The 25,682-nt window shown below is 28.6% G+C and carries 20 protein-coding genes and 2 riboswitches; of the genes, 4 read left to right on the top strand and 16 right to left on the bottom strand.

All coding sequences use genetic code 11. The annotated features are described in order from the left end of the window. Nucleotides 1–22 precede the first annotated feature (22 nt). The 3 genes from pgeF to I6E17_RS00295 form a co-directional block, all read right to left on the bottom strand. The gene (pgeF, locus tag I6E17_RS00305; RefSeq protein WP_235234876.1) at nt 23–763 is read right to left on the bottom strand and encodes a peptidoglycan editing factor PgeF; all 741 of its coding nucleotides are present in this window, start codon (nt 761–763) and stop codon (nt 23–25) included. A 10-nt stretch (nt 764–773) separates the two neighbouring features. Next, the gene (locus tag I6E17_RS00300; protein WP_235234874.1) at nt 774–3,599 is read right to left on the bottom strand and encodes an ATP-dependent DNA helicase; all 2,826 of its coding nucleotides are present in this window, start codon (nt 3,597–3,599) and stop codon (nt 774–776) included. A gap of 141 nt (nt 3,600–3,740) precedes the next feature. Continuing rightward, nucleotides 3,741–3,911 (bottom strand): 4Fe-4S binding protein, encoded by a 171-nt coding sequence (locus tag I6E17_RS00295; protein WP_176829069.1) that lies wholly within the window; start codon nt 3,909–3,911, stop codon nt 3,741–3,743. A 239-nt stretch (nt 3,912–4,150) separates the two neighbouring features. Between I6E17_RS00295 and I6E17_RS00290 the strand changes: the two genes are divergently transcribed. Further along, the gene (locus I6E17_RS00290) at nt 4,151–4,747 is read left to right on the top strand and encodes a 3'-5' exonuclease (RefSeq protein ID WP_176829068.1); all 597 of its coding nucleotides are present in this window, start codon (nt 4,151–4,153) and stop codon (nt 4,745–4,747) included. Nucleotides 4,748–4,766: 19 nt separating this feature from the next. Beyond that, complete coding sequence (recQ, locus tag I6E17_RS00285) at nt 4,767–6,686, top strand: DNA helicase RecQ (protein ID WP_176829067.1); 1,920 nt, start codon at nt 4,767–4,769, stop codon at nt 6,684–6,686. 140 nt (nt 6,687–6,826) lie between these two features. Here the strand turns inward: recQ and I6E17_RS00280 are convergent, their stop codons facing one another. Both I6E17_RS00280 and I6E17_RS00275 read right to left on the bottom strand, forming a co-directional pair. Then, nucleotides 6,827–7,468, bottom strand: coding sequence for an outer membrane beta-barrel protein (locus tag I6E17_RS00280; protein ID WP_235234872.1), 642 nt, complete (start codon nt 7,466–7,468; stop codon nt 6,827–6,829). Between the two features lie 77 nt (nt 7,469–7,545). Continuing rightward, nucleotides 7,546–7,621, bottom strand: a riboswitch (cyclic di-GMP riboswitch). Continuing rightward, nucleotides 7,616–8,041 (bottom strand): hypothetical protein, encoded by a 426-nt coding sequence (locus I6E17_RS00275; protein ID WP_176829066.1) that lies wholly within the window; start codon nt 8,039–8,041, stop codon nt 7,616–7,618. It overlaps the preceding riboswitch by 6 nt. Before the next feature lie 74 nt (nt 8,042–8,115). Continuing rightward, nucleotides 8,116–8,191, bottom strand: a riboswitch (cyclic di-GMP riboswitch). Nucleotides 8,192–8,332: 141 nt separating this feature from the next. On the opposite strand from I6E17_RS00275, the gene I6E17_RS00270 reads away from it, so the two are divergent. Next, entirely contained in the window at nt 8,333–10,255 is a 1,923-nt protein-coding gene (locus tag I6E17_RS00270) for a tetratricopeptide repeat-containing diguanylate cyclase (protein WP_176829065.1), read from the top strand. Nucleotides 10,256–10,305: 50 nt separating this feature from the next. Here I6E17_RS00270 and mnmH read toward each other — a convergent pair whose 3' ends face one another. Continuing rightward, nucleotides 10,306–11,346: a tRNA 2-selenouridine(34) synthase MnmH gene (mnmH, locus tag I6E17_RS00265; protein ID WP_176829064.1), complete on the bottom strand. Its 1,041-nt coding sequence runs from the start codon at nt 11,344–11,346 to the stop codon at nt 10,306–10,308. Nucleotides 11,347–11,567: 221 nt separating this feature from the next. Between mnmH and I6E17_RS00260 the strand changes: the two genes are divergently transcribed. Beyond that, nucleotides 11,568–13,838 carry an adenosylcobalamin-dependent ribonucleoside-diphosphate reductase gene (locus I6E17_RS00260; RefSeq protein ID WP_235234871.1) on the top strand — a complete coding sequence of 757 codons (2,271 nt, stop codon included), beginning with the start codon at nt 11,568–11,570 and terminating at the stop codon, nt 13,836–13,838. A gap of 207 nt (nt 13,839–14,045) precedes the next feature. Here the strand turns inward: I6E17_RS00260 and I6E17_RS00255 are convergent, their stop codons facing one another. From I6E17_RS00255 to I6E17_RS00210, 10 genes are all read right to left on the bottom strand, one after another. Further along, nucleotides 14,046–14,789 (bottom strand): basic amino acid ABC transporter substrate-binding protein, encoded by a 744-nt coding sequence (locus I6E17_RS00255; RefSeq protein WP_176829062.1) that lies wholly within the window; start codon nt 14,787–14,789, stop codon nt 14,046–14,048. A 20-nt stretch (nt 14,790–14,809) separates the two neighbouring features. Further along, the gene (locus I6E17_RS00250) at nt 14,810–15,988 is read right to left on the bottom strand and encodes a M20 family metallopeptidase (RefSeq protein WP_176829061.1); all 1,179 of its coding nucleotides are present in this window, start codon (nt 15,986–15,988) and stop codon (nt 14,810–14,812) included. Nucleotides 15,989–16,353: 365 nt separating this feature from the next. Continuing rightward, nucleotides 16,354–16,698, bottom strand: coding sequence for a DUF1667 domain-containing protein (locus I6E17_RS00245; RefSeq protein ID WP_176829060.1), 345 nt, complete (start codon nt 16,696–16,698; stop codon nt 16,354–16,356). Continuing rightward, nucleotides 16,698–17,957, bottom strand: coding sequence for an NAD(P)/FAD-dependent oxidoreductase (locus I6E17_RS00240; protein ID WP_176829059.1), 1,260 nt, complete (start codon nt 17,955–17,957; stop codon nt 16,698–16,700). The genes I6E17_RS00245 and I6E17_RS00240 overlap by 1 nt, the downstream gene beginning before the upstream one ends. 15 nt (nt 17,958–17,972) lie before the next feature. After that, nucleotides 17,973–19,409 carry an NAD(P)/FAD-dependent oxidoreductase gene (locus tag I6E17_RS00235; RefSeq protein WP_176829058.1) on the bottom strand — a complete coding sequence of 479 codons (1,437 nt, stop codon included), beginning with the start codon at nt 19,407–19,409 and terminating at the stop codon, nt 17,973–17,975. Nucleotides 19,410–19,594: 185 nt separating this feature from the next. Further along, nucleotides 19,595–21,100 carry a glycerol kinase GlpK gene (gene glpK / locus I6E17_RS00230; protein WP_176829057.1) on the bottom strand — a complete coding sequence of 502 codons (1,506 nt, stop codon included), beginning with the start codon at nt 21,098–21,100 and terminating at the stop codon, nt 19,595–19,597. Between the two features lie 56 nt (nt 21,101–21,156). After that, complete coding sequence (locus I6E17_RS00225) at nt 21,157–21,894, bottom strand: MIP/aquaporin family protein (RefSeq protein WP_235234870.1); 738 nt, start codon at nt 21,892–21,894, stop codon at nt 21,157–21,159. A 254-nt stretch (nt 21,895–22,148) separates the two neighbouring features. Beyond that, nucleotides 22,149–22,886: a glycerophosphodiester phosphodiesterase gene (locus I6E17_RS00220; RefSeq protein ID WP_176829055.1), complete on the bottom strand. Its 738-nt coding sequence runs from the start codon at nt 22,884–22,886 to the stop codon at nt 22,149–22,151. A 198-nt stretch (nt 22,887–23,084) separates the two neighbouring features. Further along, a complete protein-coding gene (locus tag I6E17_RS00215; protein WP_176829054.1) occupies nt 23,085–23,645 on the bottom strand; it encodes a glycerol-3-phosphate responsive antiterminator in 561 nt (186 codons plus the stop codon). A 142-nt stretch (nt 23,646–23,787) separates the two neighbouring features. Then, nucleotides 23,788–25,200: an alanine/glycine:cation symporter family protein gene (locus I6E17_RS00210; protein ID WP_176829053.1), complete on the bottom strand. Its 1,413-nt coding sequence runs from the start codon at nt 25,198–25,200 to the stop codon at nt 23,788–23,790. Nucleotides 25,201–25,682 lie beyond the last annotated feature (482 nt).

Raw genomic sequence — 25,682 nt, 5'->3', positions numbered from 1 at the left:
TCCTAGCCTTTTTTATTCTATATTATTTAAAAAATATTATTCCTGCATTTCTGTAAGTGTTTTTATCTCTTCTAAAAGAGTGAAATCTTTCATTTTTAAATGTACATTCATCTGAAACAACTATATTTTCAGATAAGATTCCATTTTTTATAAGATTTAATCTATTAAACTCTGTATTGTCAAAATGCCATTTATTATCTTCTTTAAAAAATTTAAAAGATTTATTAACTATTTCTTCAGAAAATTTATTTTTAAAATTTAAATAAAATTCCTCTCCTACTTCATATTTTTCACAAGAAATTCCAATTCCTAAAGCTGCAATAATATTTTTTTTCTTTGAGTTATATTTTTCTTCCATAAGTTTAAGAGCTTTTAAAGAAATTTCTTGAAAAGTACCTTTCCAACCAGAATGACAAACACTTATTACATCATTTTCTTTATCATAAAAGAATATAGGAAGACAATCTGCATATTGAGTCATAAGAACTATATCTTTTCTTTTAGTTACAAACCCATCAACTTCTTCATAAAAATATTTATCTGTTTCCTTATCTATAAGAATTACATTATTTGTATGAGTTTGCTTTGCATAAACAACTATACTATTTTTTTTACCAAAATATTTTTCTATATTTTCACTGCTTTTTTCTCCATCTTTAAAAAGGATATCTATATCTCCTATACTTTTTGTTGTATAAATTGCTTTTATATTAAAATTATTAAATTCTTCAATCTCAAAATAAATATCTTTATCTTTAAACATAAGTTACTCCTTATATAATTTCTTCTTTAAATGATTCTTTTTTACAAAACTCTTTCATCCAACATAATCTGCATTGACTTTTTCCTTCTTCAAAAAAGCACTGAAAATTTTCTGCCAGTATTTTTTCAGCTGTTTTATCAAAATCTTTTACTGCATTGCTTAAATTTTCTTCTGTAAAATTTATCTCTTTTATTTTATTTTCTTTCTCTCCAAGATAATAAAGTTTCCCTCTTTTTATCTCTCTTTTATATTTTTTACCTATGAGATAAGCATATATTTCAAGCTGATTTATATAAGCCTTTTCGTTTTCATTTCTCTTTCCAGTTTTAAAATCTATTATCTCAATTTTACTATCTTTTTCTACAACAAGATCTACTATCCCTTCCAAAATATATTTCTCTTTTACCAGTGAAAGTTTTACTTCAATATCTTTTATATTATCATATAATAAAGAATAATTTTCTAAATATTCCTTTATGCTCTCTTCTCCTGTTTTTAAAATCTCTTTTTCTATATTTATTTTATATTTTTTCTGTATATTTTTATAATTTTCATAAAATATCTCTTCTACAATTTCAAAAGAAATATTTTCTTTTTTAAATATTTTTCTGTTAATATCTTCAAGAGTTTCATGAACAAGAGTTCCAAAAATCATTCCTTTATTTTTCTCAGGAATAAATTCATATTTTTTATAAAGCTTATATAATCTTGGACATTTATTGTAAAGACTTATATGGGATGTAAATGCAAAAATATCTTTAATATTTATTTCTTTTACATCTTCAAAATGTAGCTTTGCAAATTCAAAGTCACTGTCTGAAGCATCTTTTAATTCTTCATATAATCTCTTAAAAGGAAGGCTTGGTACTGGTTTATAACTATTTTCTACACATGTAAGAGCAAGAAGATTTTGTGCTCTTGAAAATGCAGTATAGTATATTCTCCAAAAATCAAATTCTTTTATTCTATATTCAGGTTCAAAACTTTCAGTCAAAGCCATTTCAAGTTTAAGCTGTGCCTCATTTTCCTCTACAGTAGGATTCCCTTCCAGTGATCCAACTATTACACATGGAAATTCTAAACCTTTTCCCTGATGTACTGTAAGAAAAGATACAGCACCTTTAGGAGCATATTCTCTTAAACTTTCATATTCTCCCATTCCACTGTCTATAAGAAATTTTAAATGAATATTGAAAAAATAGTTTATTATTTTATCTGCATTTTTCTTTGTTATATATTCTATATTGCACAAATCATCAAATTTACTTAATATTTTAGAAAAAATTCCAAAATTATATGTGCTTCTATTTTTTATAATGTGGTCTTCTGTAAGATTAAAATATCTTTTTATGCTCTCTGTTCCGGTTGATATAAGTCCATAAAAAATTCCAAGAAAACTTGGAGATTTTATTTCACATTCTTCATCTTCAAATTTTTCTCTCACAGATTTCATATATTCTATTAAATTTTTATCTGTTTTTATAATTTTTCTAGTAATTTCATAGCACTCTTTATAATAATCTTCTATTCCATATCCTTTTGTAAATATAAGATTTTTTGTCTGAGGAAATATCATAATAAAAAGACCGATTAAAAACTTTATTTCTTCTCTTTGGAAAAACATTTCAGAACGAGGAGAATACACAGGAATTCCTCTGTGTTCCAAGGCTTCCATAAGTCTTAAAACCCTATAATTTCTCACTGACCTAAAAAGAAAAGCTACTTGATTGTAGTCTGTTATTCTTTCTGTTTTTTTTAAATAATCTATAAAACGATATAGTTTTTCTTCCCATTTGTATTCTAAGTCTGCTGATATTTTTATAACTCCAAGAGTTTTATTTATTCTTTCTTTTCCTGATACAATGTTTTTAGAGTATCTCCAGCCATCCCAGTTAAGTTGTTTATTCCAAAGATTACAAAAATTAACAATATCCTCATTAGAACGATAATTTATATCAAGTTCTATTTTTTTACATTCTCCCTCTTCAAAGTTTTTTTGAAAATGAAGAATATTTTTTACAGTTGCTCCCCTAAATCTATATATTCCCTGATCATCATCTCCCACAACACATATATTTTTTCTTTCTCCTGCAATAAGAAGAAATAATTTTTCTTGAATTGTGTTTGTATCTTGATATTCATCTATCATTATATATCTTATTTTTTCTCTTAGATTTTCTAAAATATCATTATTTTCAGAAAGTAACCTAAAACACTCTAACTGAATATTAGAAAAATCTACTGTATTTTCTTCAAAAAGAAGTTCTTTATATTTTTCATGCACACTATTCAAAAATACAATTTTTTTATTTGAAGATTTTTTTATTTTTTCGTTTCCTAATTTTTCTTCATTTACTCTGTCTATCCATTTCTGAAGAATTCCAGCTTTTTTCCAGCTGTTTGAAGCATTCATTCCTAGGAAAAAATTTTCATATCCTTCAATATTTTCAAATTTTTTTAATTTTGAATAAAGAAAAAATCTCTGCTCCAAAGCATCTAGAACTTTATAATTTTTTCTTAAAAATGATTTTTCTATATTTTCATCTATTATTCTCAAACATATTGAATGAATTGTTCCTATATACATTTCACTTAAATTTAAATTATGTTTTATATTTTCTGAAACACGAGTTATAAGTTCCCGTGATGCTTTTTCTGTAAAAGTTGCAAGAAGTATATTTTCTGGTTCTGCTTCTTTTTCATTAAGAAGATACAGAACTCTTTCTACAAGTGTCCTTGTCTTTCCAGATCCTGGACCTGCAATTATAAGGAGAGGACCTTCTGTATAAAGTACTGCTTCTTTTTGTTTATCATTTAAAAGCTCAAATCCTGACATTCCCTACCTCCTTACAATTAATTTCTCTTTCTATTATATACTATTTTATCAATAATACGAGATATATTTTCTAAAAATTAAGAATATAAAAAAACCTAGAGATTAAATCCCTAGGTTTTCAGATTAATTTCTTTTTAGAAACTACTCAGCTGCGATTGCTGATACTGGACATCCACCAGCACAAGCTCCACAATCAACACAAGCGTCTCCGATTTGGAATTTTCCGTCGTCAGTTGCAGATATAGCTCCTACTGGACAAGTTCCTTCACAAGCTCCGCATCCGATACAAGTATCTTTGTCTATTACGTGCATTTTCTACCTCCTAAATGTTCTAAACTTTAAATTTATTTTACTACTTTGGTGATAATTCTAATATACAGTATAAATAAAAAAATGTCAAGTAATATTTCATAATAGTGTTTCGTTTTAGGACGCTAAAATTTTGAAAATCAAAGAATATATGCTGTTTTTAACTTTTTCCTTTTAATTTTTCATTTAATCATGTATAGTAATATATGAAGAAACTTTTTTATCAGAAAGTAGGAAATAAAATGAATTCAAATATCATCCCTATTATAGTTTTTGACACTGAAACAAATGGAATTACAGCTGAGTGTTCTGTTCTTTCTATTTCAGCTGTCAAAATTTTTTATGATTTAAATAAAAATATGTTTTTAAAAGACTTTAAAACATATGATAGATATTATTATATAAAAAATGGAGAAAAAGAAAATCCTGAAGCTATTTCTGTAAATGGACTTACTGAAAATGAAATTACAAAGAGAAGAGAAGGACATTCTTACCCAAGATTTTTTTATGATGATATTGAAAGCTTCAAAAATTTTTGTAATGAAACTAGACATTTTATTGGACACAATATTAAATTTGATTTAAAATATATAAAAAATTATATTGAAACACCTAATACTTTTGACACCATGACTACAAATAAATTTATAATAAAACTTCCCTCATCTTATGGATATAAAAATCCAAGACTTTCTGAAACAGCAGAATTTTATGGAATTGATGTAAGTTGTTATTCTTTTCACAGTAGTCTTGACGATGTAAAAGTCACTGCAAAAATTTTTAGAAAAATGTGTAAAAATTTTGATAAAAACGCAATAAATTTTTTAAATGCAAAATAAAAAAGGAAATTTTATATAAATGAAAAAAGAGGCATTAAAACTTTTAAAACAAATATATGGATATGATTCTTTTAGAAAAGGTCAGGGACATATTATAAGCAGTGTTTTAAGCAGAAGAGATACTTTAGGAGTTATGTCAACTGGAGGAGGAAAATCTATTTGTTATCAAATACCTGCTCTTATTTTTGAAGGGGTAACTCTTGTTATTTCTCCTCTTATTTCTCTTATGAAAGATCAAGTTGATGCTCTTAAAATTCTTGGAGTCAAATCTCTTTACATAAACTCAACTCTTACAAAAGAAGAGTATATTTATGCTCTAAGACAAATTAAAAGTGGAAAAGTAAAAATAATCTATCTTGCTCCTGAAAGAATTGTAAATGAAAAATTTATAAATTTTATGAAAGAAATCAACATATCTTTAATTGCAGTTGATGAGGCTCACTGTATTTCTCAATGGGGACACGATTTCAGAAAAAGTTATCTTGAAATTCCTAAGTTCATAAAAGCTATGGGGAAAAATATACAAATTCTCGCCCTTACAGCAACTGCTACACCAAGAGTCCGTGAAGATATAGAAAAACTTCTTAATATGAATAGATGTTATCACTATGTTGATGGATTTGACAGAGAAAATATTTTCTTTAAAGTTGAAAGAGGAGTTGTTCCCGAAGCATATATTGTAAGATATCTTAAAGAACATAAAAATAAATCTGGAATAATATATGCTGCAACAAGAAAAGAAGTTGATAACCTCTATGCTTATCTTGAAATGAAAGGATTCAGTGTAGGAAAATATCATGCTGGACTTCCTGAAAATGAAAGAAGCAGCTTTCAGGAAAAGTTTTTAAATGATGATATTAAAATTATGATAGCTACAAATGCTTTTGGTATGGGAATAGATAAATCTAATGTTCGTTTTGTAATACATAGAAATGTTCCTAAAGATTTAGAAAGTTATTATCAAGAAGCAGGACGGGCAGGAAGAGATGGAGTTCAAAGTGAAGCTATTCTTCTTTTTTTTGAAGAAGATGTTGCCACACAAGAATTTTTTATCATTAATAATGAAGAAACAAGTGATAAAATAAGACAGATAAAAAGAAAAAAACTTGATAAAATGGTTGAATATGCTTACCTTGAAAGTTGTTATCGGGAATTTATTCTCCAGTACTTTGGAGATAAGAGAATAAAAAATTATTGTGGAAACTGTGGAAATTGTAAAAAAGCAAAAGATGTTGAAAACCTTACTACTGAATCTAAAATGGTTATCTCATGTATAGGAAGAGCAAAAGAAAATATTGGAATATCAACTTTAGTAAATATTCTTCTTGGAAAACCAGATACTAAAATTGAAAGAAAAGGATATACGGAACTTTCAACTTTTGGAATTATGAAAGATAAAAGCAGAGAATGGCTGGAAGAATTTATAAATTTTTTAATATCAGAAGAATGTCTTGAATTAAGTGCTGGAAGTTTTCCTATTGTTCAGCTTAATAAAAATTCCTTTTCAATATTAAAAGATAAAAAAATTATACTTCGTCGTTCAAATGAAACTGTATCTTTTGATTATTATGAAGATCCTCTTTTTGAAAATCTTAACAAGTTAAGAAAAGAGATAAGCAATGAAGAAAATGTTGCTCCTTATATTATCTTTTCAGATCTTACTCTTATAGAGCTTGCTGAAAAAAAACCTAAAAATAGATGGGAAATGCTAAAAATAAGAGGAATAGGAAACCAGAAATTTAAAAATTATGGTGAAAGATTTTTAAAAATTATTAACTCTTTCTCTGATGATGATATGGAAATATTAAAAGTTGAAAACTTTATAGATGAAAATTACCTTAATGAAGGAAAACTTTTAAATTTAAAAAAATCTTTAAAAATTGATATTGATATTTTCAGATTAAAAGAAATTCTTATAAAAAATTTATTTTCAGATTAAACTTTTTTTATAAAAATCATGTCTTAATTAATGAAACAAGTAAATTGTTTATAAAATTTCTCTCCCCTAAAAATTAAGCAATAAAAAATTTCAAAAAATGACCGACTGTATAATACAGTCGGTTATTTTTTACAAATAAATTAGAAATTAAATTTATATCCTACTGAAAGAGTCACTCTTGAATAATCTAAATTTTCTTTAAAACTTCCATTAGGTGTATTAACTTTCATTTGAGATTTATTTATTTTATACATTATATCTGTTGTAAAATTATTATATTCTACTCCTGCTCCTATTCCAAAATATGTGCCATCTTTTATTCTTGTAGAAAATTCCCAGCTGTCATCTTCTCTTAAATCTTCAACTTTAAATTTACTGTCTATTTTATTAAATGAATATCCTAAATCAGCTTTTATATATGGTTTAAATGCTGATTCTATAGGAATATTATACTTTGCAGTAACATATAATGGTATTGATTTTAAATCAGGTACATTTAATCTTGCATCATTATCTAGTGTTACCCTTTCTGGACTTCCGTGATCCTGATAAGAAATTCCTGCTCCTATTTCTAAATTAGGATAAACTTCTCTTGTTAATTCAGCTGTAATCTCATATCCAAAATCATCTGCTCCTTTTTTATTTGCAGCTACTGATCCTTCAGGCTTTATTATATCAAATTTCTGCCATAAATCTGCTCCTGCTTTTAAATAAAGATTTGTTCCCTCTGCTCCCATTGCCATACTTGAAATTAATAGTGTTCCTAATAATATTTTTTTCATAATTTTTTATCACTCCTTAATAATATTTATTTTTTTAATAAAAAAGCTGCAATTTAAAAAGATTCTACTTTTTTTTAAACTGCAGCTGGCTGTCATTTTAAAGACCCTTTAGCTTTGTGTCATAATGTTTCCATTATTTTACCTATTTTATTTTAAAAAGAAATCTAGGTTGGGAGATATTCCTATTCCCGCTGATGTTGATTTCGTTCTTGATTTGCTATGTGTCTGAGTTGTAGTTATACTGTGAGTATTTGTCATACTGCTTGTACCAAATCCTCTGTCTGCAATAAAAGATTGAGTGCCTCCAGTTGTATTTGATACTGTTTTACTGTGTCCTTTAGTGTGAGATTTTGTTTTGCTTACTCCAATTCCTGGAATAAGTTCAGGGTGATTATATAAAGTTGTTGCAATTACTGTATCAACTATCATAGATCTGTTTGTTGTTCCATTAGCATTATTATAAGCTCTATTAAGACTTCCAAGATTATTTCCTCCTGATTGAGTATTAGTGCAGCCCATTATAAATAATCCAACACATAAGACAAATATCATTTTCATTAAATTTTTTTTCATTTTATCTCCTTCATAAAAAATCATAATTTTAAAATAAAAAAAGCTGCAATTTAAAAAGACTTTACTCTTTTTTAAACTGCAGCTGGCTGTCATTTTAAAGACCCTTTAGCTTTGTGTCATAATGTTTCCATTATTTTACCCATATTCATTTTATACTGTATAGTACTATATCCTGATTTATAAGTCAACAATTTTTTGTTATTTTTTTCTACTCATTGACATTCAGATATAAATAAGATACCATTTTATTTATATGAAAGATAAATTTTTTTATTTTATAAAGGAGAATTTATGAAAAAAAAATTAATATTTTTTCTTGCTGCATCTACTTTTATTTTCATTGCAGTTTTTAAATTTTCAAATTTTTCCAATGAACAAAAAATTAAATTTTCCCCTGTTTATCAAACTATTGAAGAATATTTTACGACAGGATATATTTCTGATAAATATCCTCTTTCAAATGAAGAAGAAAAATTATTTATTAAAGGACTTAAATTATATGAAGAAAATAATTTTGAAAATGCTAAATCATTATTTGAAAAAATTCTCAATTCAAATAAAATTGATTCTGTCACTTTATTTTACAGCAATTTTTATTTAAACCAATGTTACAAAGAACTTAAAGGACATGGAGATTTTATTCTTGTTGAAAATTCTTTAAATCTTATGAAAGATTACCCTGTACTTTCAAATGAAACTCATTTAATATGGCAGCTTATTTCATCTGTTATGACAGATATAAAATCTAGAAATAAAATTATATCTCTTCTTGATTCTTACCTTAAAGAAGCAAAAGGAATGACTCTTGAAAGCAAGCTTAATGTCAAAGGTTTTATAGCTATGCTGAAAATGGCAAATGAGGAATACGGCGAAAGTATTTATATGTATTATGATATTCTTTCAGGAACTCAAAAAATAAAAGATCCTGAAATCCGTGCAAGAATACAAATTAAATCTTATGAATATCTAGGAAATATGTATTTCATTATGGAAGATTATGAATCTGCTGTAAAATATTATAATAAAGCTGTATATATTCCTCTTAAAAATCTTACAGATAATGCTCTTTCAAAATATGGTTCATATATTAACAGATCTGAAAGCTATATTCAGCTTAAAAATTACGAAAAAGCAAAAGAATGTTCTCTTGAAACTGAAAAAATTATACCATATCTTCCTACAAATATAGCTGTAGGAGTTAAAGTTTTTAGATATAAAAATCTTCTTCTCCTTGAAAGTAGAAAAAATAATTTTGAAAAAGCTGAAGAATATTATAATCTCTGCCTTGAATATTTAAAAGATGATAAAGGAAGTGCTTTTTTAAACAGTTCTATGTATGTAGAAACAGCACATTGTGAAATGCTTTATCTTCAAGGAAAATATGATGAGGCTATTGAAAAATTAAATTTTCTTTTAAAAAAAGATTCAGAAGAAGAGTGGGGATTTGATACTTCTCTCTATCTTATGCTACTTAAACTTTACAGAGAAACAAATCAAATTGAAAAATATTTTGAAATAGGAAAAAATTTATATAACAGTGAAAAAAAATTTAATGATAATTTAAAAAAAGATTACATACAATTTATAAAGGATTCATATGTTCTTGATCAAATGAAAAAGCAAGAACAAATTTCAAAAATAAAAATTATAAGTCTTGGAGCATTTGCTTTTCTTGCTGTTATTTCTATTTTTATGGGAGCTGCTCAAATAAAAAAACTTAACAGAAAAAACTTTACAGATGCCCTTACACATATCTGCAACAGAAAATATATGGATTATCTAGCTGAAAAACCTCTTAAAGAACCTATAAACGCTGCTGTTGTTATGATAGATATTGATTATTTTAAAAATTATAATGATTTTTATGGACATCCTGCAGGAGATATTGTTATAAAAAAGACTGCTGATATTTTACGAAAAAGTATAAGAAAAAATGATATCTTAATAAGATATGGGGGAGAAGAATTTTTACTTGTTTTAAAAAATGCAGATAAAGAAATTTTTATAGATGTATATAAAAGAATTGTAAGAAACTTAGAAAAAGAAAATATTGTTCATGAAAAATCTTCTGTTTCTGATAAAGTTACTTTAAGTGTTGGAGTATGTTTTGCTCATTTTGAAAAAACTTTAAATTTAGAAAAAAGTATAAAATCTGCCGATGAAGCTCTTTATTTTTCTAAGAGAAATGGAAGAAACAGATACACTATTATATAAAAATTTAAGCTGCTGTATATATTACAGCAGCTCATTTTTATTAATACCCCTTATAATTTTTTATTTATAAAACCATTTTTTAACAGAAAATCTGCAACCCTGTCTGCAGCTTCATCAACTGTATTATATTTAATCTCCTCTTCATATGTATATTTATTTATACTTTGATCATAAAGAGGATCATAATATTTTTCCATAAGAATCTCACTCAATTCAGAAAGTTTTTCTTCTTCAAGAAGCTTACTATAATTTTCATATCTTTCTTTGCTTATATATCTTCCAACCTTATCAAGACAGCTTTTTAATTCATCTTTTCCTGCTCCTGCATAATCTTCCATAATAATTTTTACTCTGTTTTCCATAGAAGTATCTATTATAAGATGATATCCAGTAAGTATTGAATTATGAATTTCTTCAGGAAGATATACATCTCCTATTCTTTTGCTTTCACTTTCAACTAATACATAACCTGTATTATTTTTTGAAAGATGTTCATAAATTTCAGATTCAAGCCTTTTCTGACTCTGCTTTTTCTTTTCACATAATCCTCCAAAAAAAGAACCTTTATGATCTGCTATTTTTTCAAGATCCATAACAGAATAACCTCTTTCAGAAAGTTTTTCAAGTATTTTAGTTTTTCCTACACCTGTTCTTCCATGAAGAACAACATATTTTATATTTTTATTTTTTTCTGGAAGATGTTCCATAATATAATTCCTATATGCCTTATATCCTCCATCAAGTTTAAGAGTTTTATATTTTAAAGCATAAAAAATTGCTTCTAGAGAAGAACTTCTCATTCCTCCTCTTGCACAATAAAATATAAGTTTATCATATTTTTTTGAAAGATCATTTATCTCTCTAAATATTTCAGGAAGTCTTTTTGAAATTCTTTCAATACCTATTTCTTTTGCTCTTTCTGTAGACTCTCTCACATATGCTGTTCCAACTTCCACTCTTTCATCATCAAGAAGAGCAGGAATATTTACTGCCCCTGGAATTGGAGAATCTAAAAATTCTTTTGGACTTCTCGCATCTATTAAAATATAACTTTTTAATTTATATAAATCTTCATACTTTATAGTTCTCATAATACCCTCCATTTATTCTCTCATCAATATTTTATCATCATCTAAAGCAAAAACAAAATTAATTATTATTATTTTTTAAGTTCAAATATATTTTTTATATATTTATGAAACTTTAACTAAAACAATATCTAGTAAAACAAAACTAAATTTACTATTTTTTTACACTATATATTGTGGTATAATTTTTTTACTGAATACATTTTTATCTGGAGGGATTTTGAATGGATATTATAAAATGGCTTGGAGAAGAAAATAAACTCGGATATGATATTTGGAGCAAAAAATACAAATATGATGGTGAAAATTTTAATCAATGGCTTACAAGAATTTCTGGTGGAGATTCTGATGTTGAGAAAATGATTTTAAATAAAGAATTTATTTTTGCTGGAAGAATTTTGTCAAACAGAGGACTATGTAAATTAGGAAGAAAAGTTACTTATTCAAATTGTTATGTAGTTGCTCCTCCTGAGGACAATCTTGAATCTATATTTGAAACTGCAAAAAAACTTGCAAGGACATATTCATATGGAGGAGGATGTGGAGTTGATATTTCTAAGCTAAGACCAAAGGGAACTTCTGTAAATAATGCTGCAAAACATACTACAGGAGCTGTTTCTTTTATGGAGCTTTACAATCTTACTACTGAAATTATAGGTCAGAAAGGAAGAAGAGGGGCTCTTATGATTTCCATTGACATAAATCACCCTGATGTTGAAGATTTTATAAAAATCAAATCAGATTTAAATAAAATACAAAAAGCTAATATTTCTGTAAGGGTTGACAAAAACTTTATGGAAGCTGTTATTAAAAATAAAAAATTTACAACTGAATTTGTTGTTGAAGATACTGGAGAGGTATATAAAAAAGAAATAGATGCTGCAAAACTTTTCACTGAACTTGCAAGACAAAATTGGAATTATGCTGAACCAGGTATTCTTTTTTGGGATAGAATTTCAAACTGGAATCTTTTAAGTGAAGATAAAGAATTTTCATATGCTGGAACAAATCCTTGTGCTGAAGAACCTCTTCCTGCAGGAGGAAGCTGTCTTCTAGGTTCTCTTATTCTTCCTGCTTTTGTTAAAGAAGATAAAACTTTTGATTTTGAAAGACTAGGAGATGTTGTTCAAAAATCAGTAAAAGCTCTTAACGATGTTCTTGATGAGGGACTTGAACTTCATCCTCTTGAAGAACAAAGAGAATCTGTAAGAAAATGGCGTCAAATAGGACTTGGTATTTTAGGTCTTGGAGATCTTTTAATAAAAATGGAAATGAAATATGGAGATGAAAAATCTCTTGAGTTCTGTGATAAAGTTGCAAGAGTAATTGTAAATAACGCTCTTAAAAAAAGTGCTCTTCTTGCAAAAGAATTTGGAACATATCCAGGATATAAAAAAGAATGTATCTTAAAATCTCCTTTCCTTCTTGAAAATGCAGATGAAGATACTTATAGAATGATTGAAGAATACGGACTTAGAAACTCTCAGCTTCTTACAATAGCTCCTACAGGTTCTATTGGAACAATGCTTGAGATAAGTACTGGTATTGAACCTAACTTTGCTTTCTCATATACAAGAAAAACTGAAAGTCTTCACGGAGAAGATAAATATTATGAAGTATTTATACCTATTGCTAAAAAATATATGGAAGAACATGGACTTTCTTCTCAAGATGAACTTCCTGAATACTTTATCTCTGCACAAAATCTTGATCCTATGGCAAGAGTCAAAATGCAAGGAATATGGCAAAATAGAATAGATGCAAGTATTTCCTCAACTATAAATCTTATTAATAAAGTTTCTGTTGAAGAAGTAAGAGATCTTTATATTGAAGCATGGAAAAGAGGACTTAAGGGTATGACTGTCTACCGTGCTGGATGTGCAAGAGAAGGAATTCTTACTGTTGAACCTAAAAAAGAAGAAAAAACTGTTGAAAGTATTGCTGAAAAAGTAGCACAAATAAAAAGAGGAGAATTGAAACCTATAGCTGAAGATACTATCTACTATCCAGAAAGAATGCTTATAGGATGTGGAAAATTAAAAGTTATGATTGGATATTCTCCTAGTGAAAAATGTATTCAAGATATTTATGTTATAAGAAGTGGAACTGGAGGATGTGAAAAAAATATTCAGGCAGTTGCAATATATATGTCTGGTATATTAAGACTTGGAGGAAACTTGTTTATGCTTGAAAAAGCTATTGCTGGTGTAAGCGGCTGCACATCTTTCGCTGTTGCAAGAAGTAAAGGACAAGAACTTAGCCAAGGTGGAACATGTCCTACAGCTATTCTTAATATCCTGAAAAAATTTGAAAAAGAAAGAGGACTTACAAATTATAAAGAAGCTGCTGAAAAAATAATCACTGAAGAAAAAGTAGATTTAACTGCAAAACATTCTGACTTCAAAAATCCTATCTGCCCTGAATGTGGAGCTGAGCTTGAAGTAACAGGAGGATGTTTCACTTGCAGAAACTGTGGCTACTCAAAATGTGAGTAATTTTCAAAAACTACCTATTGATTTTTCAATGCATAAAAATTTATTAATTTTTTAACTTTTTACTTTTATATATAATAAAAGGAGTTGCTGTAAAAAATTTTACAACAGCTCCTTTTTTAATACTCTTTCTTCATTTAATTATAAAAAACAAAATTTTAGAAGATTGAAAAAATTCTGATAATATAAAAATTTTATTTTTCAAAATTTCTATAATTTCATTTCAGCCGCTTTTTCAGGAAAATATTTTTGAAGTATTTCATAATATTTTCCACTTTCTACAACCTTATCAAATGCAGCATTAAGTTCTTCTACAAGTTTTGTATTTCCTTTTTTAACAGCTATAGATTCTCCTGGATCAGAATCATAAATAATATCAGTAATCTTTACCCCTTCCATAGTTTTTAAATATTTTCCAGCTGATTGTTCATCTAAAACTACAGCTTGTACTTTATTTTGTTTTAAAGCAAGAAGTGCCCCTGTAAATGAATCATATCTAACTATTTCTGCCCCAAAACCTTTAGCTAAATCTTCTTGTTTTGTTCCAAGTTGAACACCTACAACTTTTCCATTTAAATCTTCATTTTTTACAATCTCTTTTTCATTTTCTTTTACTATAACAGCATGTCCTGTTTGGAAGTTTAAATATGGTTTTCCAAAGTCAACAGCTTTTTGTCTTTCAGCTGTAGGAGACATTCCTGCTATAACAGCATCAATCTTTCCCATTTGAAGAGCTGGAAGAAGTCCATCAAAAGTCATATTATTCCATTTAACAGTATACCCTGCTTCTTTTGCCATAGCTTCCATAAGTTCAATATCAAATCCTACAATCTTATCTCCTTCAAGATATTCATAAGGTTTAAATTCTGCATTTGTCCCCACATAAAGTTTTTTCTCTCCAAAACTGAAAACAAATAAAACAAGTGATAAAAGTGTTACTAAAATTTTTCTCATAATCTTTCCTCCTTAAAAATTTATATTAATTCTTTTTTAGTTTTTTCAAATTCTAACTTAATTTTATTTAAAAGTTCTTTGTCAGATAAAATATCTTTTCCTGTCATAACAAGAGCAAGGACAGCTTCTTTCATTCCTTTATATGCTTCTTTAGAAATGCTAGCTTTTGCAAATTCTAAACTATGACCTGTAAGTTCACATTCTGAGATAGGAAAATAAGTATGAATTACTGGACAATGATGGCTTACATCTCCACAGTCACTTGAACCTGAAGGTTCAGACATAGGAATATTTTCTATGCCCTGAAGATTTAAATTTTTTACATAAGCTTCCGACAAAGTTTCATTTGTTACTAAATGTTTAAAAGTATATTCATAATTTTCTATTTCTACTGTTGTACCTGTTGCAAGAGCAGCTCCTTTAGCACAGTTTTTTACTCTTTCACTTAGCTTTATCATCTCTTTTGTTGTTGCTTCTCTAACATAAAAATTAGCAACAGCTAGATCTGGAATAATATTTGCTGCTTCTCCTCCATTAGAAATTATTCCATGAATTCTTGCACTGTCTTTTGTCTGCTGTCTCAATGCATTAACACTATTAAAAAGCTGTATAACTCCATCAAGAGCATTTATCCCATTATATGGATCTCCTGCTGCATGAGCTGTTTTTCCTTTAAAAGTAAACTGAAGAGCTTCCATTGCCTGTGATGTTCCGCTTCTTTCGTGAGATTTCCCAGTAGGATGTGAAAGCATAGCTGCATCTATATTATCAAAGCACCCTGCCTCTGCCATATCAACTTTTGCTCCAAATGTTTCTTCTGCTGGAGTTCCATATACAAAAACTGTCCCTCCAAATTTATCTATAAATTCTTTTAAAAGTATTCCTGCTCCTATACTTGCAGTTCCAAGAGCATTATGCCCACATCCATGACCTATTTCAGGAAGAGCATCATATTCTGCAAGATAAGCTATTTTAGGTCCTTCTTTTCCTGAAGAATATTCTGCAAGATAAGCAGTTTCAATTCCAATATAATTATCTGTTACTTTAAAACCATATTCTTTTAAAATATTTTTATGAGCTGCACATGCTTTAAATTCTTTTCTTCCAAGTTCTGGATTAGCATATATGTATTCATTTAATTCTTTCAAATCTTTAAAAATCTCATCATATTTTTTACTTAATTCAACAAGCTGTTTCATATTTTCCTCCATATTTTATTATTTTTGGGTAAACAAAAAACCAGTCTCGTCCTTCCGAACTGAAACTGGTTTAAAAATCAATTTTTTTGTATACAAAAAAGAAATTTATGATTACCTCAGATTTTCCGAAAGACAAAAATAAATATTGATTTTAATATTCAATTGTCTCCTTACTGATAATTTCATAATATTTCTCCTTAATAAATCTCTGTCTTATTTTTACATATTGTATACACTTTCAACTTTCTTGTCAAGATTTTTTTATTTTTTTTATTAAAAGCATATAGAAAAAGAAACAGCCTAAAAAAGCTGTCTCTTTTTTTGGTATATTATTTTTGGGAGAAAAAACATGGTTTTTATACAAATTACATATCTCTGCACACTACAACATCTGCACCTGTTCCAAGAACATTTTTTATAACAATATCCCCTCTTTTTACAGGAGATTTAAGTTCAATGTGATTTAAAAGTTCCATACATTTAAAATTAAGCTCTTTAGGTATAGAATCATTAGTTTTGACAGGGACTCTTTTATGAATTCCTCCTGTTATTTTTACAGTTGAAGTTATTACTCTCTTAGGACAAGTTAATTCTTCTTTCCCATATTTTTCACCTCTTGGGCAAGTATTTCCTTTCACTTCCAAAGTTTCTGTATCAACTGAAAGATGACATCCCATAGGACATACAATACATATCATTTCTTTTTTCATTATTCGTCCCCTCCTGTTAATTCTACAACTATTTCATTTCCTGTTATGCTTTGTAAAATTTTATTAGGAATTATTATTTTTTCCATTTCTCCTGGAGCAAGATGAGGTTTCTTTAAATTTACAATTACTTTATCTCCGTCTTTAACTTGAAGTCTCATATTTTTATATATATTATTTACCCTCATAAATACTTCTAAATTATTTTCAACATTTTCTGTTCTAAACTTTTGAGGAACAGTATAAGTAATACCAAAACCATTTTTTATATTTTTATACTCTCCTTTTTTAACTTCATCTTTTACATATTTAGCAGCAGCTTTTCCTGCTCTTCTTGATTCTGCACTTACAAAATCCACAAGATCATGCACATGAACAACATTTCCACATGCAAAAATTCCAGGAATGCTTGTTTCCATCATTTCATTTACAACTGGACCATTTGTTCTTCTATCCATTTCAATTCCTGTTTTTCTTGAAATATCATTTTCTGGAATAAGTCCTACTGAAAGAAGAAGTGTATCACACTCATACTCTATTTCTGTTCCAGGAATTGGTTTCCTATTTTCATCAACCTTTGCTATTACAACTTTTTCAAGTCTTTCTTTTCCTTTTATATCAACAACTGTGTGACTTAAATATAAAGGGATATCATAATCGTTAAGACATTGTGCAATATTTCTTGCAAGACCTCCTGAAAAAGGCATAAGTTCAACAACAGCTTTAACTTCTGCTCCTTCAAGAGTCATTCTTCTTGCCATTATAAGTCCAATGTCTCCTGAACCAAGTATAAGAACTTTTTTACCAACCATATATCCTTCCATATTGATAAATCTTTGAGCTGTTCCTGCTGTAAATATTCCTGAAGGTCTTTCTCCAGGAATTGCTATTGCCCCTCTTGTTCTTTCTCTACATCCCATTGCAAGAACAATAGCTTTTGCTTCTATCATCATATATCCATCTTTTGTGTTTATTGCATGAATAACTTTTTCAGGGCTCACTTCTAAAACCATTGTATCAAGTTTATATTCAATATTAAGCTCATAAAGCTTTTTAATAAATCTTTCAGCATATTCAGGACCTGTAAGCTCTTCTTTAAATTCATGAAGACCAAATCCATTATGAATACATTGCTGAAGAATTCCTCCAAGTTCCTTGTCTCTTTCTATAACTAATATATTTTCAACTCCATTATTTCTTGCTTCTATTGCTGCTGCAAGACCTCCTGGTCCTCCACCTATTACAACTAAATCATATTTCATTTCAAATTCCCCCTATTATTTAGCTTCTTTAGTTTCTTCAGTTAATATATAAGATCCAACTTTATCAAGTACTACTTCATTAAGCTTTTCATTAAGCTCTCTTGCTATAATTTCCTGAACTCTCGGACCACAGAATCCTCCTTGACATCTTCCAGTTCCAGGTCTGCATCTTTTTTTAACTCCATCAACTGTTTTTGCTCCTACCATTCTATGAATTACATCAACAATTTCTCCTTCTGTTATACTCTCACATCTGCATATTACTCTTCCATATCTAGGATCTTTTTTTATCATTTCTGCTTTTTCTTCAGGAGAAAGATTCATAAAATGAATCTGAGGTCTGTTCTTTTTGAAATGCTCTTTTTTAACTGCTCCTAATTTCTTAGCAATCATACCTGCAACATCAAGACCAATTGCAGGTGCTGAAGAAAGTCCTGGAGATTTTGTTCCTGCTATATTAAAGAATCCCTCTGCATCTTCTGCTTCTCCAATGATAAAGTCTCCTGTATCTGCTTCTGCACGAAGACCTGCAAAGTTTCTTATATTGTCTCTGAAATTAATATTTTCTATACTTTTTACTGCATCTTTTTTTATTTTATCAAGAGCAGAAAGTGTATTTCCTACATCATCTCTACTTTCTATATCTTCTGCTGTAGGTCCTACTATTAAATTTCCATGCACTGTCTGTGCTACAAGAATTCCTTTTCCCATTTCATTAGGACATTGAAATATTACAGAATTTGTTAAATTTCCTTGAACTTTATCTAGAAGAAAATATTCCCCTCTTCTTGGATGAATTTTAAATTTTTTATTGCTTACCATATTATTTATAATATCAGCATAAACTCCAGCTGCATTTATAACAATTTTTGATTCAAATATTCTTCCATCTTTTAAAAATGTTTTATATCCTTTTTCTGTTTTCTCAATTTTTATAACTTCTGCATCAAGCTCTATTTTTACACCATTTTCTGCTGCATTTTCTAACATTTTTATACATACTTCATAAGGTCCTATTACGGCAGCTGTTCCTGCATATAAAGCAGCTACTACTTTGGGACTTATATTAGGTTCTCTCTTTAAAACTTCATCTTTTTCTAAAATTTCAAGTTTCTTTACACCATTTGCAATCCCTCTTTTATAAAGTGCTTCTATATGCTTTCTATCTTCTTCAGAAAATGCAAGCACATAAGAACCAGTTCTTTTATAAGGAGCATCTATTTCCTTGCATATTTCTTCAAACATTTCACTTCCCAGAACATTATATTTAGCCATAAGTGTTCCTTCTTTAGCATCATATCCTGCATGAATTATTGAAGAATTAGCTTTTGTAGTTCCATTGGATACATCGTGCTCTTTATCCAGTACAACTACATCTAAATCATATTTAGACAATTCACGAGAAACTGCTGCTCCCATTATTCCTGCTCCAATTACAACAACATCTACCATTTTTTCCTCCCTTATTAATAAAAAAAGAGTCAGAAAAAGTAGAAGGATATTCTTCCTTCTCTTAATCTGACTCACTTTATCTCTAGTCACTATTAAATTTTATCTTTTCAATATAATTATCCCTTTTTTATTTCTTTTTGTCAAGGGTATATTAAGAATTTCTTTTTATATTTAATACAAAGTAATTAGTCTTCAAGCTCCCAAGCCATTGCTCTTTTTACAGCCTTTTTCCATCCTTTATATCTTCTTGTTCTTTCTTCTTCACTCATTACAGGACAAAATTCTTTTCCTAAAATCCATTGTTTTGATATTTCTTCTTTAGATTCCCAGAAACCTACTGCAAGCCCTGCTAGATAAGCTGCTCCTAAAGCTGTTGTCTCAAGAAGTACTGGTCTTCTTACACAAGAATTTAAAATATCAGATTGGAACTCCATTAAGAAATCATTAGCTGCTGCTCCACCATCTACTTTAAGATGATTTAATTTTATTCCTGAGTCTTCCTGCATTGCTTCAAGTACATCTCTTGTCTGATATGCTATTGATTCAAGAGTAGCTCTTATAATTTGATTTTTATTTGTTCCACGAGTAATTCCTACTATTGCTCCTCTTGCATACATATCCCAATAAGGTGCTCCAAGTCCTACAAAAGCTGGAACAACATAAACTCCTCCACTGTCTTTTGCTTTTCTTGCAAAGTATTCTGTATCAGCAGATTCTCCAACAAGTTTCATTTCGTCTCTCAGCCATTGAACACTTGCTCCTCCAATGAAGATACTTCCTTCAAGAGCATATTGAACTTTTCCTTCAAGTCCTATTGCTATTGTTGTAATAAGTCCATTATGACTTGTTACCATTTCCTCACCTGTATTCATAAGAAGGAAACATCCTGTTCCATAAGTATTTTTTGAATCTCCTTTATTAAAACATGCTTGTCCAAAAAGAGCTGACTGCTGGTCTCCTGCTACTCCTGCTATTGGAATTCTATGACCTCCAACTCCTCCAAGATTTGCATATCCAAATGTTCCTGAACTATCCTTAACTTCAGGAAGCATTGATTTTGGAATTCCTAAAATTTTAAGAAGTTTTTCATCCCATTCAAGCTTTTTAATATTATATATCATTGTTCTTGAAGCATTTGTATAATCTGTAGCATGAACTTTTCCATTTGTTAATTTCCATATAAGCCATGTATCAACTGTTCCAAAAAGAAGATCTCCTTTTTCTGCTTTTTCTCTTGCTCCTTCTACATTATCAAGAATCCATTTAATTTTTGTTCCAGAAAAATAAGCATCTATTAAAAGTCCTGTATTTTCTTTTACATATTCGTTTAATCCTTCAATTTTTTTAAGTTCATCACATATTTCAGCTGTTCTTCTACATTGCCACACTATTGCATTGTATACTGGTTTTCCTGTATTTTTATCCCATACAATAGTTGTTTCTCTCTGGTTAGTTATACCAATTCCAATTATATCATGCTGTGATATTCCTTCTTTGGCTATTACTTCTGCAAGGACTCCACTTTGGCTTGCCCATATTTCCATAGGATCATGTTCAACCCATCCCTCTTTTGGATATATCTGTTTAAACTCTTTTTGAGCTACTCCCACTATTTTCTGTTCGCTGTCAAAAATAACTGCTCTTGAACTTGTTGTTCCTTGGTCTAAAGCTACAATATATTTTTTATCCATGAATAACCTCCAGATTTTTATTTTATTTTAACATATTTTATGATTTTTTTCTGTTTTTATATACCAACACATGTTTTTACAAAAAGATCAAATATTACTACTCCTAAAACTGCTCCTATTATAGGACCAACAATTGGCACCCATGCATACTGCCAGTTTGATCCCCCTTTTCCTTTTATAGGAAGAATTGCATGTGCTATTCTAGGTCCAAGGTCTCTTGCTGGATTAATAGCAAATCCTGTTGCTCCTCCAAGAGCCATACCAATTACACAAATAAGCATACCTACAAGAAATGGTCCTATTCCTCCTGAAACCCCATTGCTTCCATATCCTATAGCAAGAATTCCTATAACAAGAACTGCTGTTCCTATTGTTTCTGTTACCACATTCCAAGGTTTATGATCTATTGCTGGTCCTGTAGAGAAAACTCCCAGTTTTGTTCCTGCATCAGGTTCATCATCCATTAAATCCTTATAAGCAAGATATGCTAAAACTGCTCCAAATATTCCTCCAAGAATCTGAGCTACAATATATCCAGGTAAAAGAGCTGCATCCATTCTTCCTGAAAGTACCATTGCTATTGAAAGAGCTGGATTCAAATGTGCTCCACTTACCCAGCCTGTAAGATATGCAGACATGGTTACAGCCATACCCCATCCAATACATGTTACTGACCAGCCTCCACCTTTACCGAAGCTTTTCCTAAGACTCAGTGTCATATTAATTCCATTTCCTAAAAGCAGCAGTAAAGCTGTTCCAACAAATTCCGCTAAATACATTGCAGTTGATGTCATAAAACTCCCTCCTTGTAACCTTTAAAAAATTTTTTATTTTGGAATAAAACCGAAATAAAAAAAACTTAAAATAATTATCTTAATGTTTTCACACAAGATAAATATTTTAAGCTTCTCCCATCTCTCAGCTATATTCTCTTAAAGAAAATATACTACTTTTTTATTTTTTTGTCAAATATTTTTTCATTAAGTTTTATTTCTGAACTTTATTTTTATAATTAATATATTTATTTTCCTAATTATAAATTTAATTTTTATTTTTGTCCTTCTGCTTCTGATATTATTTTTTTTGTAATATCTGGATAATTTCCTATAAGAATATCCACTCCCTTAGAAATCAAATCTCTCATATCTTCTTCTGTATTTACTGTCCATGTATTTATCTCTATTCCCTGTGCCTTAATTTCCCTTGCTATTTCTTTTGTTAACATTGCAAAATGAGGATGATAACATTCTATTCCAAAAAATTTAGTATATTTTCCTGCATCTATTATCCAAGTTTCACTTAAAAAACCACACTTAATTTTAGGGGCAAGAGCTTTCATTCTAAGAATACTGTAATGATTAAAACTTGAAACTATTACTCTATCTTCCATATGAAATTCCTGTATTATTTCAAAAACTTTTTTTTCTATTCCTAAATATTCATTTATTCCTGTTTTAAGTTCAATATTAGTAATAATTTTAGTATCTTTTATAAGAGTAAAATATTCTTTCAATGTGGGTATCTTATTAAATCCATAGTGATTTTTATAAATATATGAGGCATCTATTTTTTTTAATTCATCATAAGTATAATCTGCAACAAATCCTTTTCCATCTGTTGTACGATCTATTGTTTCATCATGAATAATTACCACTTCTCCATCTTTTGTAAGCTGAACATCAAGTTCTATTCCATCTGCACCTGCTTCAACAGCTTTTTCAAAAGCAAGAAGTGTGTTTTCAGGATATTTTCCACTAAACCCTCTATGAGCAAAATTTTTTATCATATTTTTTCCTCCTTAATTTTTTAAGATAAAAAAAGGAAAAACAAAAATTTTCGGAACTATCCCGAAAAATATCTGTTTTTCCCATTCATTTTTTAAAACTTATTGTATAACACAGCATACAATTTTTCTTTTCTTATGTCAATATTTTTTAATCTTGTTGCAGCTTTAATATTTACACAAAAAACTTTTATGTAAATATTAAAAATCCCACAATGTCATATCAGTTGTTGATATTCCCTCTGCACCTGAGTTTAGAGCGTTTATTATATCCTCTTTTTCATCTATAAGTCCTCCTGTAATAACGGGAATATTTACAAGATTGCAGATTCTTTTTATTATTTTAGGCATAACCCCAGGTAGTATTTCTACTGCATCAGGTTTATTTTCTCTTATATGTGTTATTGTATTTCTAAATGAAAATGAATCAAGAATAAAAAATCTCTGTATCACACAAATATTATTTTTTCTGGCAAATGCAACTATATTATGCTTTGTTGTTATTATTCCATCAGCTTTTGTATGAGCCATAAGATAATCTACACCATAATTTGAACTGGAAAGTCCTTCTATCATATCCACATGAACAAAAACTATTTTATCTGCCTCTTTTAGTTTTTCAACAATTACTTGAATATTTATTAAATTTGACATAATAACAAAAACTATTTCACTTCCACATTCTGCTGCTTCCTTTAAACCATTTTCATTTTTTATTGCTGGTATTATAGGATTCCTTTCTAAAATTTCTTTTATATTCATAGCTATGTCCCCCATATTTCTTTGTACGCTATTTTCATTTTATATTTTTATTTATATGCTGTCAATAAAAATATATATTACAGATTTAAATGTATAAATATAACAAAAGGATACTGCATAAAGCAATATCCTTTTTATAATTTTAATTTATAGCTGTTTCTTCTTTTATTTTTTCGCATTTCTTTCTTGGATGAAATTCCATATATTCATCTGTTGCTTTTACAACTAATTTATAAAGCACAAGAAGTGCAATTAAATTTGGAAGAGCCATAAGTCCATTGAATAAATCTGAAAGATTCCAAACTAAATCAACTTTTGCCATAGAACCTAAAAGTATAAAGCATATAACTATCACCTTATAAATATTCATAGCTTTATTTCCAAATAAATATTTTACATTTGCAATTCCAAAATAATACCATCCTATTATAGTTGAAAGTGCAAAGAAGAAAAGACAAACTGCTATAAATACTCCTCCTAAATTACCAAGAGCTAATTTGAATGCGGTCTGAGTAAGAGCTATCCCTGGAATACTATCTATTAATGCTTTGTCTGTTAAATCAACTTTCATTATTATAACAAGAGCTGTACATGTAAGAACTACAAATGTATCTATAAATACAGTTATTATTGCTACTGCTCCTTGCTCACAAGGATGATCAACTTTTGCAACTGCATGAGCATGAGGAGTTGAACCCATTCCTGCTTCATTGGAGAATAATCCTCTTGCAACTCCAAATCTTATTGCTTGTTTTATTGTTATACCAAATGCTCCTCCCATAACTGCAGTTGGATTAAAAGCACCTACAAATATCATTTTTATTGCTGGAAATATATGAGTTACATTCATACACACTATTATTAAAGAAGCACCTACATATAGACCTGCCATAACAGGAACAATTTTTTCTGTGAATGATGCTATTCTTTGAGTTCCTCCCCAGAATATAAATCCTGATACTACAGCAACTCCTATTCCTACATACACAGGAGGGATTGGAAATTCATTACTAAATGCTGCTGCTATTGAATTTGACTGAACTGCATTTCCCATAAATGAAAGAGCTAAAATACATGAGAATCCAAAAAAAGCTGCAAGACCTTTACTAAACCAGTTTTCCCCAAGTCCTTCACTAATATAAAAAGCAGGTCCTCCTATAACTTCTCCACCAATTTTCTTTTTATATACTTGACCTAAAACTGCTTCTGCATAAACTGTTGCCATTCCAAAAAAAGCACTCATCCACATCCAGAAAATTGCTCCAGGACCTCCTGCTGCAATAGCTGTTGCTGCTCCTGCAAGATTTCCTGTTCCTACTTGTGCTGCTACTGCTGTTGCCAAAGACTGAAATGAACTCATTCCTTCTGCTCCTGCAGCTTCACCATTTAAGTTTACACCTTTTACTACTTTTGTATAACCTTCTCCAAATTTCCTGACCTGAATAAATTTCAGTTTAATCGTATAGAAAATTCCTGTTCCTATTAATAAAAATATTAACAGTGAATTCCATACAAATCCGCTCACATTTTGAACTATCTGATTTAGTTCTTCCATACTCATCACTTCCTTAAAATTTTATAAATTTGAACAGAAAATTTTCTGCTTTTTAATTATTTTATCTTTGTATTTTTCCATTTAAAAGATTAAAAAGTATAGGTTATGATACCATATATTCCTAAAAATTAAAACTATTTTTTACCTTTTTTTAAAACTTTTTTATTTTTTGTATTTTTATGTATTTTTTAAATTCTTTTAATTCTTTTTTAAAACATATATTTTTAAAATTTTTTCATGATTACTCTTTATATAATATCTCCATTTTTTATAATTTCTATATTTTTAAAGAAATTCAGATTTTATAATACTATTAATTACATTTTATAAATTTTAAAAACAAGCTTCACTTTTTAAAAAATCAATACTTATTTTTTAGTATATTTTATCAAAAATTTATAAATATATGTAAAAATTATAAAGAAATTTTTTATAATTATAATTTTATCAATTAAATTTTATATATTTTCAGTTATATAAAA

The sequence above is a fragment of the Fusobacterium perfoetens genome, assembly GCF_021531595.1.
In the GTDB taxonomy this organism is placed as follows: domain Bacteria; phylum Fusobacteriota; class Fusobacteriia; order Fusobacteriales; family Fusobacteriaceae; genus Fusobacterium_B.
The sequence above is the reverse complement of the archived record's forward strand: the minus strand, read 5'-3'. Positions and strand labels throughout refer to the sequence as shown.